General features: G+C 37.3%; 13 protein-coding genes and 1 pseudogene. 4 read left to right on the top strand and 10 right to left on the bottom strand.

Annotated features, from left to right (window positions below; translation table 11 throughout):
• Positions 1-38: 38 nt before the first annotated feature.
• Positions 39-377, bottom strand: coding sequence for a helix-turn-helix domain-containing protein (locus EV694_RS02230; RefSeq protein WP_132688618.1), 339 nt, complete (start codon positions 375-377; stop codon positions 39-41).
• Between the two features lie 113 nt (positions 378-490).
• Here EV694_RS02230 and EV694_RS02235 point away from each other — a divergent pair.
• Positions 491-1,525 (top strand): annotated as a pseudogene (locus EV694_RS02235) (IS1595 family transposase).
• A complete protein-coding gene (locus tag EV694_RS02240; RefSeq protein WP_132688621.1) occupies positions 1,525-1,986 on the top strand; it encodes a hypothetical protein in 462 nt (153 codons plus the stop codon). The pseudogene EV694_RS02235 and the gene EV694_RS02240 overlap by 1 nt, the downstream one beginning before the upstream one ends.
• Here the strand turns inward: EV694_RS02240 and EV694_RS02245 are convergent.
• Positions 1,968-2,489: a protein kinase family protein gene (locus EV694_RS02245; protein ID WP_132688624.1), complete on the bottom strand. Its 522-nt coding sequence runs from the start codon at positions 2,487-2,489 to the stop codon at positions 1,968-1,970. The two genes, EV694_RS02240 and EV694_RS02245, sit on opposite strands and share 19 nt — an antisense overlap.
• A 216-nt stretch (positions 2,490-2,705) precedes the next feature.
• A complete protein-coding gene (locus tag EV694_RS02250) occupies positions 2,706-3,185 on the bottom strand; it encodes a single-stranded DNA-binding protein (protein WP_132688627.1) in 480 nt (159 codons plus the stop codon).
• A 156-nt stretch (positions 3,186-3,341) separates the two neighbouring features.
• Between EV694_RS02250 and uvrA the strand changes: the two genes are divergently transcribed.
• The gene (uvrA, locus tag EV694_RS02255) at positions 3,342-6,173 is read left to right on the top strand and encodes an excinuclease ABC subunit UvrA (protein ID WP_132688630.1); all 2,832 of its coding nucleotides are present in this window, start codon (positions 3,342-3,344) and stop codon (positions 6,171-6,173) included.
• 46 nt (positions 6,174-6,219) lie between these two features.
• Here the strand turns inward: uvrA and cdd are convergent, their stop codons facing one another.
• The 5 genes from cdd to potA all read right to left on the bottom strand — a co-directional run bounded on the left by cdd (position 6,220) and on the right by potA (position 11,115).
• Positions 6,220-7,128, bottom strand: coding sequence for a cytidine deaminase (cdd, locus tag EV694_RS02260; RefSeq protein WP_132688633.1), 909 nt, complete (start codon positions 7,126-7,128; stop codon positions 6,220-6,222).
• Between the two features lie 51 nt (positions 7,129-7,179).
• Entirely contained in the window at positions 7,180-8,265 is a 1,086-nt protein-coding gene (locus EV694_RS02265; protein WP_132688636.1) for an extracellular solute-binding protein, read from the bottom strand.
• Positions 8,266-8,381: 116 nt separating this feature from the next.
• Positions 8,382-9,149, bottom strand: a complete 768-nt coding sequence (gene potC, locus EV694_RS02270; protein ID WP_165865490.1) for a spermidine/putrescine ABC transporter permease PotC — start codon at positions 9,147-9,149, stop codon at positions 8,382-8,384.
• Positions 9,150-9,152: 3 nt separating this feature from the next.
• Positions 9,153-10,013, bottom strand: coding sequence for a spermidine/putrescine ABC transporter permease PotB (gene potB / locus EV694_RS02275; RefSeq protein ID WP_132688642.1), 861 nt, complete (start codon positions 10,011-10,013; stop codon positions 9,153-9,155).
• Positions 9,994-11,115: a spermidine/putrescine ABC transporter ATP-binding protein PotA gene (gene potA, locus EV694_RS02280; protein ID WP_132688645.1), complete on the bottom strand. Its 1,122-nt coding sequence runs from the start codon at positions 11,113-11,115 to the stop codon at positions 9,994-9,996. The genes potB and potA overlap by 20 nt, the downstream gene beginning before the upstream one ends.
• A gap of 205 nt (positions 11,116-11,320) precedes the next feature.
• On the opposite strand from potA, the gene pepT reads away from it, so the two are divergent.
• Positions 11,321-12,556, top strand: coding sequence for a peptidase T (pepT, locus tag EV694_RS02285; protein ID WP_132688648.1), 1,236 nt, complete (start codon positions 11,321-11,323; stop codon positions 12,554-12,556).
• 202 nt (positions 12,557-12,758) lie between these two features.
• On the opposite strand, the gene EV694_RS02290 is transcribed toward pepT, so the two are convergent.
• Positions 12,759-13,781 carry a threonine aldolase family protein gene (locus tag EV694_RS02290; protein ID WP_132688651.1) on the bottom strand — a complete coding sequence of 341 codons (1,023 nt, stop codon included), beginning with the start codon at positions 13,779-13,781 and terminating at the stop codon, positions 12,759-12,761.
• Between the two features lie 292 nt (positions 13,782-14,073).
• The gene (locus tag EV694_RS02295; protein WP_207859772.1) at positions 14,074-15,276 is read right to left on the bottom strand and encodes an anaerobic sulfatase maturase; all 1,203 of its coding nucleotides are present in this window, start codon (positions 15,274-15,276) and stop codon (positions 14,074-14,076) included.
• Between the last annotated feature and the right edge of the window lie 179 nt (positions 15,277-15,455).

Consider the following 15,455-nt stretch of genomic DNA (forward strand, 5'->3'; position numbering starts at 1 on the left):
TGTATTAGCATTGAATTTTCCTTTCTATTTGTCAAGTTTTATTTTAGTTCGTCTAAAATAGTTTTGCTTGTTGCTTGTAAAATGCGTTTTCCTAAATCGTTAGTCGAACGGTATAAATCCAATAACTCTATTTCATCTGGACTTAACGATAACTCATTTAAATTACTTAAATATCTCTCATTTATTCCTAATAACAACCAATTTAAATTCACGCTTAATTTATTAGCAATTTTTATCGCAGCATCAATACTTAATTCTCTTTCCATTCTCATATAACTTTGTAGAGAACGATAGGGAATATTCGTAACTTTAGAAAAATCTTTAATCGTCATTTTTGACTCATCAATTAATTGATTAAGCCTTTCGTATATGCACATTTTGACACACCATTATTGACAAATTAAACACAATATGGCATAATAAATCTAAATAATAGAACTTAGACTACCAAGTTATGCACATTATAACATATCTATAGGAATAATCTATAATGCCTCAACACTTCCTCTTATCCAGCAAAGCTCGCACGCTTTCCCCTATCAAGATAGCTCGCCTATCTGATGAGGAAGCGTTTTCAATGCTTTGCCAATTACGCTGAGGAAGTGAAAAAAATGTAGTTTGCCCTAAATGTGGCGTACAACATCAAGCCTATTTTATTTCTACTCGCAAACAATGGCGTTGTAAACATTGTGGGCATACGTTTTCTGTGACCTCTGGCACGATTTTTGCCAATCATAAGTTACCTATTCAAATTTATTTATTCGCTATCGCTTTATTCGTTAATGCAGTAAAAGGGATTTCTGCTTGTCAGCTTTCTCGTGATTTAAATGTACAGTATAAAACCGCTTTTACTCTCGCTCATAAAATTCGTGAGAGCTTAATACAACAATCCGAACACTCTCCATTATCAGGCGAAGTGCATATTGATGCCACTTATATCCATTCTGCCCCTCGTCCTAAAAATAAGAAAACCGACCGAGTGGATAGACGTTTAAAAGCCAATGCCAATCCGAATAAACGGGCCGTATTCGTCATGCGTGAGCGTTATTCTGAACAAGATACCTTGAATAACCCAAATCTCGTAGGCGCAAAGAAAACGCTAACTTTTCCTATCCTGTCAGAAAATGCGACCACCATAAACACTCTAGCAACGACATATATTGCACCAAACAGCCGTATTCATGCTGATGAAAATTCAGCTTACGATGACCTTATCACCCATCACGACCTCAAAAGAGTGAACCATCAACGTGAATACTGTAGCGATGAGGGTATTACTAACAATCTCGCTGAAAGTTACTTCTCACGTTTCAAACGTATGTATTACGGACAAGTGCATAAAATGAATAATATCTATCTTGATAACTATGCGAATGAAATTGCCTATCGTGAAGATACCCGAAAACTGGATAATCAACATATCTTTGATGATGTGGTTATGAAATGTCTTGCGATTTCTAGCGATAATGATTGGAAAGGTTACTGGCAAGGCAATCACAGACAAACTGAAAGGCTAATAATGTAATGGCAGACCCCATTTATCACACACAAATTCAACAGAAAATCACGCAACTTGAACGAGAAAAAGCGCAAGTGTTAGCCCACCTTGCTTTAGTGGAACGCCGTATTTTGTTACTCCAACAGGCTTTAGAGGTAATGAATACCGATACTTCTGAAGTTCAACAATATGATACTGAAAACTACCAATATCGTGTTTATCGCAAGCAATTTAACGGCAAAATAAGCCAACTGATTCAGCAAGTAATGAAAGCAGAGCCTGAACGCCATTGGCGAGCCTTAGAACTGGCAGAAGCGGTGCTGATTGCCGATAAACAGCCTCATACCCCTGTGTCAGAATATCATTTAAAGAATATTGGCAGTGCGATGATACGCTTAGTCAATAAAGGCATTGTCAACCGTATTGTGGTAAAAAAGCATAAAATTATCCAATGGCAATGGAAACCACATCACAATAAGTCATCGTAATTTGATAATTCTTCAACTTGCTCAATGGATTTTAAACGCCATTGAATGACGGAGCGTTTTGTTTTCTCGATTAACATCGTTTTTCTTTCTACAATTCCACGATTATGTAATCGTCTTAATCTCTGGCTAATACCCCTTGTCATCGTCTGAATATCTGTTTCAGTAAGCGTATATTTTGCAATTTTAATCGCTTTATCTGTGATGTCTTTTGCAGATAACCATTCATTGGGAAAATCTTTGAACACTTTCACAATAAATTGGCTGGGATAATGAGGGGATTTTGCGGCAGTTACCTTGTGATTTTTGACTGCTTTAGATTTCATTTTGCCCTTTTGTTTCTGCATTAATAATGAAATCGGATCGAATTCTAGTACCACTAAAGCGTTCTGTAATGTATCAATATTGAGTTTCGTTAGACAAATACATTGTTCAAAATGTGTGATTTGCTGATTAAACTCTGTAATTTTCTGCCGAATAGCAGTTGCACCATTTACCTTTACCATAAATAAAAATTCTCGTGGTTGAAAAAACTCACGAGAATTATAGGAGAATTGAGCTAATTGGTCTTTGTGCAACTGCTACATAATACCGGTAGTATAAGGCCTTAACCCACTTTTTCCCACATTTTTGTCCATTACACCAAAAAAGAGAAACTTTATTTTATAATGTTTCTCTTTGAGTTTTATAATGTATTTTTACAGAATTTATGTATATAGAATTCAGAACGGAATATCATCATCAAAACCATTCATATCTGGTTCAGCTGGTGTAGATTGTTTTTGAGGTGCTGATCTAGTTGGTTGTGCTTGATAACTTGGTTGTGGCGATGATTGCTGTGGAGCATAACCTGATTGTGATCTGTCGTTGCGACTATCTAACATTTGTAACACATCGCCTTGAATTTCTGTGGTGTAGCGATCTTGTCCATTTTGATCTTGCCATTTTCTTGTTCTTAAACGTCCTTCTACATAAACTTTAGAACCTTTGCGTAAATATTCGCCTACGATTTCGGCTTGACGGCGATAGAATACAATTCTATGCCATTCTGTGATTTCTCGGCGTTCTCCTGTGTTTTTATCTGTCCAACTTTCACTGGTAGCAACACTGATATTTGCAACAGCTTCGCCGTTTGGCATTGTTCTAATTTCTGGGTCGTTGCCTAAATTTCCTACAATAATAACTTTATTTACTCCAGCCATAATATCCTCTTTATTTGGAAGTTAATATAATTTCGCTATTTTGCCTGAAAAAGAAAAAAAGATCTATTAAAATCCACTGGATATTTGAACAGTCGTTGCAAAAATGCGATAATTATTCCAATTTTTAACTTTTTTTGTCAAAAGGTTTAGCTGAAAATGGATAAAATTGAGATTCGTGGGGCGAGAACACATAATTTAAAAAATATTAATTTAACTATTCCAAGAGATAAGTTAATTGTAATTACTGGGTTATCGGGATCAGGGAAGTCTTCATTGGCTTTTGATACGTTATATGCGGAAGGGCAGCGGCGTTATGTGGAGTCTTTGTCTGCCTATGCTCGTCAGTTTTTATCTTTAATGGAAAAGCCCGATGTTGATCATATTGAAGGGCTTTCACCAGCGATTTCTATTGAGCAAAAATCCACATCGCATAATCCTCGTTCTACGGTGGGGACTATTACGGAAATCTATGATTATTTACGTTTGTTATTTGCTCGGGTTGGTGAGCCGCGTTGTCCTCATCATCATATTCCATTAACCGCTCAGACAGTAAGCCAAATGGTGGATAATGTACTTACTTTGCCTGAGGACAGTAAAATGATGTTACTTGCCCCTGTGGTTAAAGCACGTAAAGGGGAGCATGTTAAATTATTAGAACAAATTGCTTCGCAGGGATATGTTCGTGCAAGAATTGATGGGGAAATTTGTGATTTATCAGATCCGCCGAAATTAGAATTACATAAAAAGCATACTATTGAGGTGGTGGTTGATCGTTTTAAAGTGCGGTCTGATTTAGCACAACGTTTAGCCGAGTCTTTTGAAACGGCTTTAGAGCTTTCTGGGGGAACGGCAATCGTGGCGAGTATGGATAATCCTCAAGAGGAAGAGTTAGTCTTTTCGGCCAATTTTGCTTGTCCGCATTGTGGGTATTCTGTGCCAGAACTTGAACCTCGTTTGTTTTCTTTTAATAATCCTGCTGGTGCTTGTCCGACTTGTGATGGCTTGGGAGTTGAGCAATATTTTGATGAGGAAAGAGTGGTGCAAAATCCCTCTATTTCTTTGGCAAATGGGGCAATAAAAGGTTGGGATCGACGTAATTTTTATTATTATCAAATGCTAACTTCCTTAGCAAAACATTATCACTTTGATATTGAAACACCTTTTGAGGCACTTCCTAAGAAAATTCAGCAAGTGATTTTGCAAGGCTCGGGTAAGGAAGAAATTGAGTTTCAATATGTGAATGATCGTGGTGATGTGGTGTTGCGTCGCCATAGTTTTGAAGGCATTTTGAATAATATGGCTCGTCGTTATAAAGAAACGGAATCTATGTCGGTGCGAGAGGAATTGGCGAAAAATATTAGCACTCGTCCTTGCGCAGATTGTTTAGGATCTCGTTTACGTCCAGAAGCGCGTAATGTATTTATTAATCAAATCAATTTACCTGCCATTGCGGAGATGAGTATTGGTGGCGCATTGGACTTTTTTGGGGCGTTAAGTTTAGAGGGACAACGAGCCAGAATTGCGGATAAAATCTTGAAAGAAATTCGTGAACGTTTGGCATTTTTGGTCAATGTTGGTCTTAATTATTTATCTTTATCTCGTTCCGCGGAAACCCTATCAGGGGGAGAGGCACAGCGTATTCGTCTTGCTAGTCAAATTGGGGCGGGACTTGTTGGAGTAATGTATGTGTTAGATGAACCTTCTATTGGCTTACACCAACGTGATAACGAGAGGTTATTAAAAACCTTGATTCATTTGCGTGATTTGGGCAATACCGTTATTGTGGTTGAACATGATGAAGATGCGATTTTAGCCGCTGATCATATTATTGATATTGGTCCTGGTGCTGGTGTGCATGGCGGCTCTGTTGTTGCACAAGGTAATGCACAAGAAATTATGCAAAATCCAGCCTCATTAACAGGAAAATTTTTATCAGGTAAAGAAAAAATTGAAATTCCTGAAAAACGCACCGCACTTGATAAAAAGAAAATGCTAAAACTGATTGGCGCAACAGGTAATAATTTAAAAGGAGTCAATCTTGAAATTCCAGTAGGATTATTTACCTGCGTAACAGGCGTTTCTGGTTCAGGAAAATCTACTTTAATTAATGATACTTTATTTCCTTTAGCTCAACATAAGCTAAATCGTGCGGAGCAAGGGCAATCAGCACCTTATAAAGAGATTAAAGGCTTAGAGTTTTTTGATAAAGTGATTGATATTAATCAAAGTCCCATTGGACGTACGCCTCGTTCCAATCCAGCCACTTATACAGGGTTATTTACCCCTATTCGTGAATTATTTGCTGGCGTACCTGAGGCGAGGGCAAGAGGATATAATCCAGGCCGTTTTAGTTTTAATGTACGAGGCGGGCGTTGCGAGGCTTGTCAAGGCGATGGCGTTATCAAAGTAGAAATGCATTTTTTACCTGATGTTTATGTACCTTGTGATCAATGTAAAGGCAAACGTTATAACCGAGAAACCTTAGATATTCGTTATAAAGGAAAAACCATTGATCAAGTCTTAAATATGACGGTTGAAGAAGCGAGAGAATTTTTTGATGCGATTCCTGCAATTGCTCGCAAATTACAAACGTTGATTGATGTTGGTTTGTCTTATATTCGTTTAGGGCAATCCTCAACCACCTTATCTGGGGGAGAAGCACAGCGTGTGAAATTGGCGACAGAACTTTCTAAACGAGATACAGGAAAAACCCTCTATATTCTTGACGAACCTACAACAGGACTACATTTTGCCGATATTAAACAATTACTAGAGGTATTACATCGTTTACGTGATCAAGGTAATACTATTGTTGTTATTGAGCATAATCTTGATGTGATTAAAACCGCTGACTGGATTGTAGATCTTGGACCAGAAGGCGGTAGTGGTGGCGGACAAATTATCGCTACAGGTACACCAGAACAAGTAGCGAAAATCAGGGGATCTCATACAGCAAGATTTTTAGCTCCGATGTTGGAGAAGAAATAGGGAGTTTCGTTTTTCAAGTGGCTTTAATAGCCACTTTTTATTTTCGTTATTCAATCGATAAATAATGCAATTTTGCTGTACTAACTGTAGATAAAAGTTCTTCTGCCATATTACGATAAGAAATCTGTGTGCTTTTTTCTAGCATATAAACTTTGGAGATTTGAGAGAAGTCCTTACCTTGTAATAGAAGATGATTTAGTGCGACCTGTAATGCTGGTAAACTCGGATTGAAAGCGGCGTTTTCGGCATAGCTTCCCATATAATATTGCTTGTCCTTAGTTTCAATAACTATACTGTGGCAATTTTGTGAGTATGGACTATGAGATAAATTGAGTGCCTGAAGTGCGGTCAATATTGCAGGATTTTCCTGTGGTTGCCCAGGTAATTTGTAAGATTTTAGGCTAGGTAAGAGTAATCGCTGTGTTATGGCAAGATCTTGAGGACCGAAGGCATTAGGTAAATAATGTTGTAACGATAAATTTTGTTGATGAGGAAGATGAATAGCTAACTGATCCGCTTTATTTAGTTCATTAAGAAACTGCCGACAATGCCCACAAGGGCTATAATTAATCGTAATATCTGTAATTTGTGTTACCCCTCGCATCCAAGCGTGAGTAATAGCACTTTGTTCAGCATGAATAGTTTGTTGAATATTTGTTCCACAAAATTCTTGGTTAGCCCCAAAATAAATATCACCTTGATGACTTGTTACTATTGCACCTACATGAAATTGGGAAATAGGTGCTGTTGCATAGCAAGCAGCAATAGGAAGTAATTGTAAATTTAGGGTTATAGGAGTGAGTTTATATTGTTGACAGAGTTCAATGATATGATTTTTATTTAATACGGCAGAAAATTGTTGTTTTGAAAATAGTAGCCATAGCGTTCTTGCAAGAGATTGATTAGGAAATTGGATAAGTGCTTGCTGAATTTTATCTTTAAGGCATTGTGGCATTTTTCATTCCTTATAATAAAAAAACTCCTCATTGAGAGGAGTTTATTGGGATTATTTTGCCGCTTTTAGCTGTTGATAATAATTTTCATAGATTTCAACTGCATCGCCAACATCGTCTTGCCAATAACTGTTATTTAGTACATCAGCTGTTGGGTAAATAGCGGGATCTTCTGTGATTTCTTTTGGTAATAATGCTAACGCCTCTTTATTTGAGGTCGGGTAACCGATTTCTAGGGTCAATTTTGCCGCAGTATCTTTACCAAGCATATAGTTAATTAGTTTATGAGCACCATCTGGGTTTTTAGATGTTGCTGGAATAGCGAGGGTATCTACCCATAATACTGGCCCTTCTTTCGGGAAGACCATATTAATTGGTGCGTGCTCTTTTTTCGCAATACGCACAGAACCATTCCATAATTGTCCAAGATCTGTTTCACCAGAAATAAAGGTATTTGCTGGGTTATCTGAGGTGAAAGATAAAATGTTTGGACGAAGTTTTAATAATTCTTCATAAGCCTGTTTAATCACTTCAGGATCTTTTGTGTTTGGATCTTGACCTAATTTTAATAAAGCGATATTAAAGACTTCACGAGCATCGTCTAATAATTGGATTTTTCCAGCAAATTCTGGTTTCCAGAAATCTCCCCATGAAGTAAATTCACTACCATCGCCATAAACATTGGTATTAAATGCAATACCTGGTGCACCTAATAATTGTGGTAATGAATATTTATTGCCTTTATCATAAGGCTTATCCAACATATTTGGATCAAGCTCTGCAATGACAGGGAGTTTGCTATGATCCAATTCCATTAGCATGCCTTCACGAGCCATTTTTGATACGAAATAGTTGGATGGTGCAATAACATCATAACCACCATTTGCCCCTTGGGTTTTTAATTTCGCATACATGGTTTCGTTTGATTCTAAACTTGAAACGATAACTTTAATACCTGTTTCTTTGGTAAATTCTTCAAGTAAACCTTCTGGTACATACTCTGTCCAAGTATAGAGATACACAGTATCATTTGCTGGAGCCGGTGCTGAGTTTTCAGCGGTTTTTGTGTCTTTGTCGTTACAACCTGTGACGGCAACAGCCACAAGGCTTGCTGCAAAAAGACCTGCTAATTTTTTCATTCTATCATCTCCTGTTAGGGGAAAAATTACCTTTTCTATCTTTTAGAAAAGAACAAAAAAACGCCTTGACAGCGTCAAGGCGTATTGTATGTGGTATTCAATCATTTGTGAAGTAATTATTTACCTTTTCTTGCAACAAGTTGACTAAGGATCACTAAAATCAATGAGGCAACAATCATTATCGTTGCTAAGGCATTAACTTCAGGTGTTACTCCAGTTTTCACTAGAGAGAAGATTTTCAGTGGTAAAATCTCATAGCTAACCCCTGTGACGAAAGACGATACCACAACATCATCAAGGGAAACCGTAAAGCTGAGTAACCAACCCGATACGACCGCGGGTAAGGCAAGTGGTAAAATAATTTTACGCAAAATGGTAAATTCACCTGCACCAAGATCTTTCGCCGCTTCAAGCATTTTTACGTCAAAGCCTTGTAAACGGGAGAATACAGCTACAACCACGTAAGGTAAGCAGAAGGTAACATGGGCAAATAATAATGACCAGAAACCTAATGAAATGCCCACGAGCATAAATAAGGCTAGTAAAGAAACGGCCATCACAATATCAGGCGACATCATCACAATAAATAACATTCCCCCAACGGCTTGCTTGCCACGAAAACGATAGCGATAAAGTGCGATAGCCGTTAAACCACCAATAATGGTTGCTAAGGTGGCAGCAAAAAAGGCAATGGTAACAGAATGAATTGCCGATTGGATTAGGGTATCGTTATTAAATAAACGCTCATACCAATTCCAGCTAAATCCTTTCCAAGTTAAGCCATATCGATCTGAATTGAAAGAATTCACCACCAAAATAATGATTGGGATATATAAATAGGCATATACCACAAACATAAAAATATTACGCAGTAAACGACCTATCATCTATTCTAACTCCATTTTTTTGTTTAATAATTTATTGGCACGATAGTAGATAAAAATCAATAATGCCATTAACAAGGTTAAAGCAATACTAATCGCTGAGCCAAATGGCCAGTTACGAGAAATCAAGAATTCGCTCTTAATGACATTCCCCACTAACAAGACTTTTGCCCCACCGAGTAAATCAGCTACATAGAACATACCCATTGCAGGCAATAATACCAATAAGCAACCTGCTACAATACCAGGCATAGTTAAAGGAATAATCACATGAATAAAGCGTTGTATTGCATTTGCTCCTAAATCTTTTGCCGCTTCTAATAGACGTAAATCCAGTTTTTCAATAGTGGCATAGAGAGGCAAAATCATAAAAGGCAATAGGATATAAACTAAACCAATAATTACCGCAATTTCTGTATTTAAAATACGAATAGGTTCATCAATGATCCCTAAGGCAATTAAGCTATTATTTAGAATACCCTTTACCCCAAGAAAAATTTTCATACCGTAAATACGGATTAATGAGTTTGTCCAAAACGGCAAAATCACTAAAAATAACAAAAATGGGCGATATTTACGGTTAATTTTAGTGATCATAAAGGCAAAAGGGTAACCAATAATCAAACAGATAATGGTCGCTATACCAGACATATAAAGCGAGTTCCACATCACTTTAGCATATAAGGGTTCAAATAAACGCTTATAACTGTCCAGTGAAAAGGTGAACTCAATAAAATTGCTACTATCTCGGGTCAAAAAGCTCGTGATAAGCACGAGCAAATTAGGTATGAATACAAAGAAAATTAACCAAGCGAAAATAATAGCAACGGTAATATTTTGAAATTTACGCGTTGTCATTTTCATCTTTTAGTACCACTTCCCATTTATCAATCCAAGTTACCCCTACTTTCTGATCTAAAGAATGATCAATATTAGGGTCATCTTCATTAAAGAACTCGCTAACTAATACAGTTTTACCATTATTAAGCTCAACCGTCGATTCTAAGGTCATACCTTTATAATTACGTTCACGAATATGTCCAATAAAACCATTTGGCGACTGTTCATTTTCATCAAGCTCTTCTAATAAAATATCTTCTGGGCGAAGTAAAACATGAATTTTATCGCCCGCATTGAGGGCAAGATGAGAATAAATTTCACAAATACGTCCTTCAATATCAGCACGAATACGCTCTTCATCAATACGCTCAAGCATCGTACCGTTAAAAATATTGATTTCACCAATAAATTTCGCCACAAATAAATTTTTAGGTTCTTCATAAATTTCTCGTGGTGAACCATCTTGCTGAATATTCCCGCCACGCAACACAATAATCCGATCAGACATTGTCAATGCTTCTTCCTGATCGTGAGTAACGAAAATAAAGGTAATACCAAGTTGACGTTGTAAGGCTTTTAGCTCATTTTGCATTTGTTTACGCAATTTATAATCTAAAGCCGAAAGAGATTCATCAAGTAATAAGACTTTAGGTTTATTGACGACAGCACGCGCGATAGCAATACGTTGTTGTTGTCCCCCAGATAACTGAGCAGGCTTGCTATCAGCATATTCCTCAAGCTGCACCATACGCAAGGCTTCCATAACACGAGGCTTAATTTCAGCACTAGGCACCTTTTGCATACGCAAACCAAATGCCACATTATCAAAAATGGTCATATGTGGAAAAAGCGCATAGCTTTGGAATACCGTATTAACATGACGCTGTTCTGCTGGAATATCGGTAACATCTTCACCATCAAGAATAATTTGACCGCCATCTAACTCTTCAAAGCCAGCAATTAAACGTAAAATGGTCGTTTTACCACAACCAGAAGGCCCAAGAATGGTTAAAAACTCACCATGGTTAATGGTTAAATCAATATTATTTACCACCGTTTTATTGCCATAGGTTTTTTTTATGGAACGAAGCTCAATAATTGGCTTGTTTTGAACTAAATTTTCCACTAGCTTTGGTTTTCTCCCTCAGTTATCACAATACTGTGATTAAGATCAACAAAATGCAAATAAAATAGAGAAAAGTTTTATTTGCTACCTAAAATTTCAAATGCTAAATGATATAGTGATTAGCCCATAATGAAAAGGGATTAATCGCATTTTTTCTGAAAAAGTGCTAGGATTTTTAGAAATTGACCGAATTTGAGAAAGACCTATGCAAGTGCAACAACAAAAAGCCTTATTACTAGAACGATTTTTAAACTATGTCAGTATTGATACCCAATCTAAACCCGGTGCCAAACAATCACCAAGTAGCCAAGGACAACTCAAATTAGCCAAATATTTAATGCAAGAATTGACCGCACTTGGTTTACAACAAGTGAATATCACTGAACAAGGTATTGTTACCGCTTATTTACCTTCCAACCAAAAACAAGCCCCAACCATTGGTCTATTAGCACATTTAGATACCTCACCACAAATGAGTGGTAAAAATATCAAACCTGAAATTATTGAAAATTACCGTGGTGGAGATATCGCATTAGGCATCGGCGATGAATTTATCAGCCCCGTTTATTTCCCCTTTTTACAAGGATTAATTGGCAAAACATTAATTGTCACCGATGGAACAACCTTACTCGGTGCAGATAACAAAGCAGGAATTGCTGAAATTATGACCGCACTTTCTTATTTAATCACCAGCAATAAACCTCGAGCTAATCTACGCATAGCCTTTACGCCTGACGAAGAAATTGGCTTAGGTATGAATTTTTTCCCTGTTGAACAATTCCCCTGTGATTTCGCTTATACTATTGATGGTGGCGAAGTGGGAAGTTTAGAATATGAAAACTTTTATGCTGCACAAGCCATTATTACCATTTATGGCAGAGCCATTCATACAGGCTATGCCAAAGGAAAACTCATCAATGCCCTCGCCTTAGCTTGTGAACTACAACAAGGCTTTCCCCAAGCTGAAACCCCTGAAAATACCGAAGAAAAGCAAGGTTTTTTTCATTTAGAACAATTTATTGGCGATATTGAAAAAGTCGAATTACATTACCTTATTAGAGATTTTGATAAAACGAACTTTACCGCAAGAAAACAATATATAGAAAAACTTGTTGCGCAATTTAACCAACAAAAACAGCTACCTCAAGCCATACAAGTACAGATCAAAGACAGCTACATCAATATGTATGAAAAAGTACAAACTGTCCCCCAAGCCATTAAATTAGCGGATCAAGCTATGCGTCATTGCGGTATTACCCCTATTCATAAAGCCATTAGGGGAGGAACTGACGGCGCGAAATTAGCTGAGCTTGGTATTGCCTGCCCAAATCTTTTTACTGGCGGCTATAATTTCCACAGTAAACATGAATTAATTACGCTAGAAGGAATGTTAAGTGCCGTAGAGGTTATTGTTGCTATTGCGGAGTTGGGGGGAAAATAATTCAGTGTAATGGACAAAAATGTGGGATTTTGTCCATTTTTCTTCCAAGTAGACAAAAGTGTGGGTTCTAATTATTTTATGTCATATTACTAGCTATAAATCCTTTATAAACATAATTTTGGTTCTGCAAATACCAATTGAAGTTGTTATAACTCGCCTAACTATAAAATGAAAACCCTCCAAAAACTCACCGCACTTTTGCTTATAAAATCTCCGCCAACGCCTCTACTTCTTCAGGACGAGTTGACCAACTGGTGGCAAAGCGGATAACGGTATGGTTTTCATCGTATTTTTCCCAAAAACCATAACACACATTTTCCGCTAATTGGGCAAGTTTCTGATTATCCACAATGACAAATTGTTGATTGGTCGGTGAATCCAAATAAAAACGGTAGCCTTTTTGTTGCAATACAGCTTTTAAACGCTGTGCCATTTCAATCGCATGGCGACCTAATTGTTGATATAAATTGTTGCTAAATAAGCAATCAAACTGCACGCCAAGCAAACGCCCTTTAGCTAATAACGCGCCATGCTGTTTGATCATCGTCATAAAATGGGCTGGGCGATTACCTTTGGTAAATACCACCGCTTCCCCTGCTAATGCTCCCATTTTTGTGCCGCCAATGTAAAACACGTCCACATAGCGGGCAATGGTCGCTAAATCTGGAGAGCCTTCTACCGCCAAAGCATAGCCTAATCTTGCCCCATCTAAAAATAAGGGAATTTGATATTGTTGGCAAATTTGCGCTAATTGGGCAAGTTCGCTTTCGCTATAAAGCGTACCGTATTCAGTCGGATGGGAAATATATACCATTCCCGGGAAGACCATATGTTCATGATTGCCATCTGCGTAAAAATCATGTAAATATTGGCTCAGTTCTTGGGGACACATTTTGCCTTGATGAGCAGGCAAAGTCAGCACTTTATGTCCGCTGTATTCAATCGCACCAGCTTCATGCACACTAATATGCCCTGTTTCCACGGCGATTACGCCTTGATAAGGGCGTAATAAACTGGCGATGACCACTTGATTGGTTTGCGTACCACCTACTAAAAAATCTACTTCGGCATGTGGGCAATGACAAGCGGATTTAATTTTTGCTTTTGCACTTGCACAGTAAGGATCAGCACCATACCCCGCTAAACATTCGTCATTGGTTTGTTGTAAAGCATTCAGTAAAACAGGGTGTACACCGCGATTATAATCGTTTTCAAAATGTAGCATATTGAGGATTTTCCTTAATGAGAATCAAAAAATCTGTATTATATCCTCCTAAGTAGAAATAAAAAACTCATTAGGTTTAGTTCTTTATAATCGTCTCGCTTTAAAAGATGATTAGAAGAGTATTTTTATTGTCTCAATTTAAAGTGCGATGAGTTTTGCAATTATTTTTTACATTTACTTTCTGACTAACGCATTTCGCTTTTTTACAAAGGGACAAAATCATTAACCAAAGAGTAGAGATAACAAGAAAATTATTTCAAAACAAACCGCCCTTTTTCTATTGAAAGGGCAATTAAGCATAAATTTGTTGCTTATATTGTTTCACTAATTCTACTGGCACATTATGTTCTTTTAAAGTAACCATAAAATTCATTGCAGGGGTGAGATGAGCAAAGATTTGTTGGTAAGCGGCACAAAAATAATTGTGCTGTTCGCCATAGCGGTTAGTGATAAAGCGATGTTTTGGACAACCACCGTAGCAAAGTTCTTTCCACTGGCATTGGCGACATTCGGTATTAAGATTTTGTTTTTGTTCAGATAAATTCATTACTTTCAGGGCAATTTCTGACTCGGAAAGTTGCTTGATATTGCCAATTTTATAATCAGGATAAACAAAATGATCGCAAGAATACACATCGCCATTGGCTTCAAGAGCTAAGTTCTCGCCGCCACAACGTTCTCGGTAAATACACATTGAGGCTTCAAAACCGCAAAAGCGAGCAAAAATGGATTCAAAAAGTTGTACAGAAATCTCGCCCACATCTTTGCTTAACCATTCATCAAAAATTTTGATCATAAAGTTAGCATATTGGTTAGCCGTCACAGAAAAAGAGCTTGTTACTGGCAAAATAGCAGGTTGACTTAACCATTTTGGCTTAAATTTGTCGTCCACTTCTAGGGTTTCTACCACAGGAATAAATTGCATAAATTTACTGCCAAGGGATTTTAGGAAACTATATACCCGTAATGGATATTGGGCATTAATGTTATTTACAACGGTAAGGGTGTTAAATTCCACTTCATAACGGCGTAATAATTCGATACCACGCTTAACTTGTTCAAACGTGCCATTACCTCGGTTATTGACCCGAAAGGTATTATGTAATTCTTCATCGCCGTCAATGGAAATGCCGATTAAGATATGATGTTGATGAAAAAATTCAGCCCATTTTTCATTAATTAAAATGCCGTTGGTTTGAATGGCGTTATGGATCTTTTTTTGGTACTTTTCGGCAAAATATTTTTGGATCTCAATCACTTGTTGATAAAAATCCAAACCAGCCATAAGCGGCTCGCCCCCTTGCCAAGTAAAGAATACATCTTGACTTTGAGTTTGTGAGATATGCTGTTCAATAAAATGGCGAGCCGTTTCAAGGGACATATTGCCCACTTTCTGATGATCGGGTGCCATAAAGGATTCTTTTTCTAAATAGAAACAGTAATCGCATTTTATATTACATTTAAAACTGGTGGGTTTTAGCATAAAACTTAGCATAGTTTTCTTCCTTTACTCAAAGCCATAAACAATATAGTCGTTTCAATTTAAAATAAGACAAGGCGGCACGCTGAAGACAGTACAAGTAGTACGGCGAGGCGTGCCAACGCTGTATTATTTTAAAGTGTGCGACTATAAATTAAGAGAGGCAACCTTGCCTCTCTTTTATTTGGCAACGA

Origin of the sequence: Volucribacter psittacicida, from assembly GCF_004339025.1 — a bacterium.
GTDB lineage: Bacteria > Pseudomonadota > Gammaproteobacteria > Enterobacterales > Pasteurellaceae > Volucribacter > Volucribacter psittacicida.

Bases quoted from the DNA above. Each gene is read 5' to 3' on its own strand.
- EV694_RS02230 (WP_132688618.1), bottom strand. From the start codon at position 377: ATGTGCATATACGAAAGGCTTAATCAATTAATTGATGAGTCAAAAATG.
- EV694_RS02240 (WP_132688621.1), top strand. From the start codon at position 1,525: ATGGCAGACCCCATTTATCACACACAAATTCAACAGAAAATCACGCAA.
- EV694_RS02245 (WP_132688624.1), bottom strand. From the start codon at position 2,489: ATGGTAAAGGTAAATGGTGCAACTGCTATTCGGCAGAAAATTACAGAG.
- EV694_RS02250 (WP_132688627.1), bottom strand. From the start codon at position 3,185: ATGGCTGGAGTAAATAAAGTTATTATTGTAGGAAATTTAGGCAACGAC.
- uvrA (WP_132688630.1), top strand. From the start codon at position 3,342: ATGGATAAAATTGAGATTCGTGGGGCGAGAACACATAATTTAAAAAAT.
- cdd (WP_132688633.1), bottom strand. From the start codon at position 7,128: ATGCCACAATGCCTTAAAGATAAAATTCAGCAAGCACTTATCCAATTT.
- EV694_RS02265 (WP_132688636.1), bottom strand. From the start codon at position 8,265: ATGAAAAAATTAGCAGGTCTTTTTGCAGCAAGCCTTGTGGCTGTTGCC.
- potB (WP_132688642.1), bottom strand. From the start codon at position 10,013: ATGAAAATGACAACGCGTAAATTTCAAAATATTACCGTTGCTATTATT.
- pepT (WP_132688648.1), top strand. From the start codon at position 11,321: ATGCAAGTGCAACAACAAAAAGCCTTATTACTAGAACGATTTTTAAAC.
- EV694_RS02290 (WP_132688651.1), bottom strand. From the start codon at position 13,781: ATGCTACATTTTGAAAACGATTATAATCGCGGTGTACACCCTGTTTTA.
- EV694_RS02295 (WP_207859772.1), bottom strand. From the start codon at position 15,276: ATGCTAAGTTTTATGCTAAAACCCACCAGTTTTAAATGTAATATAAAA.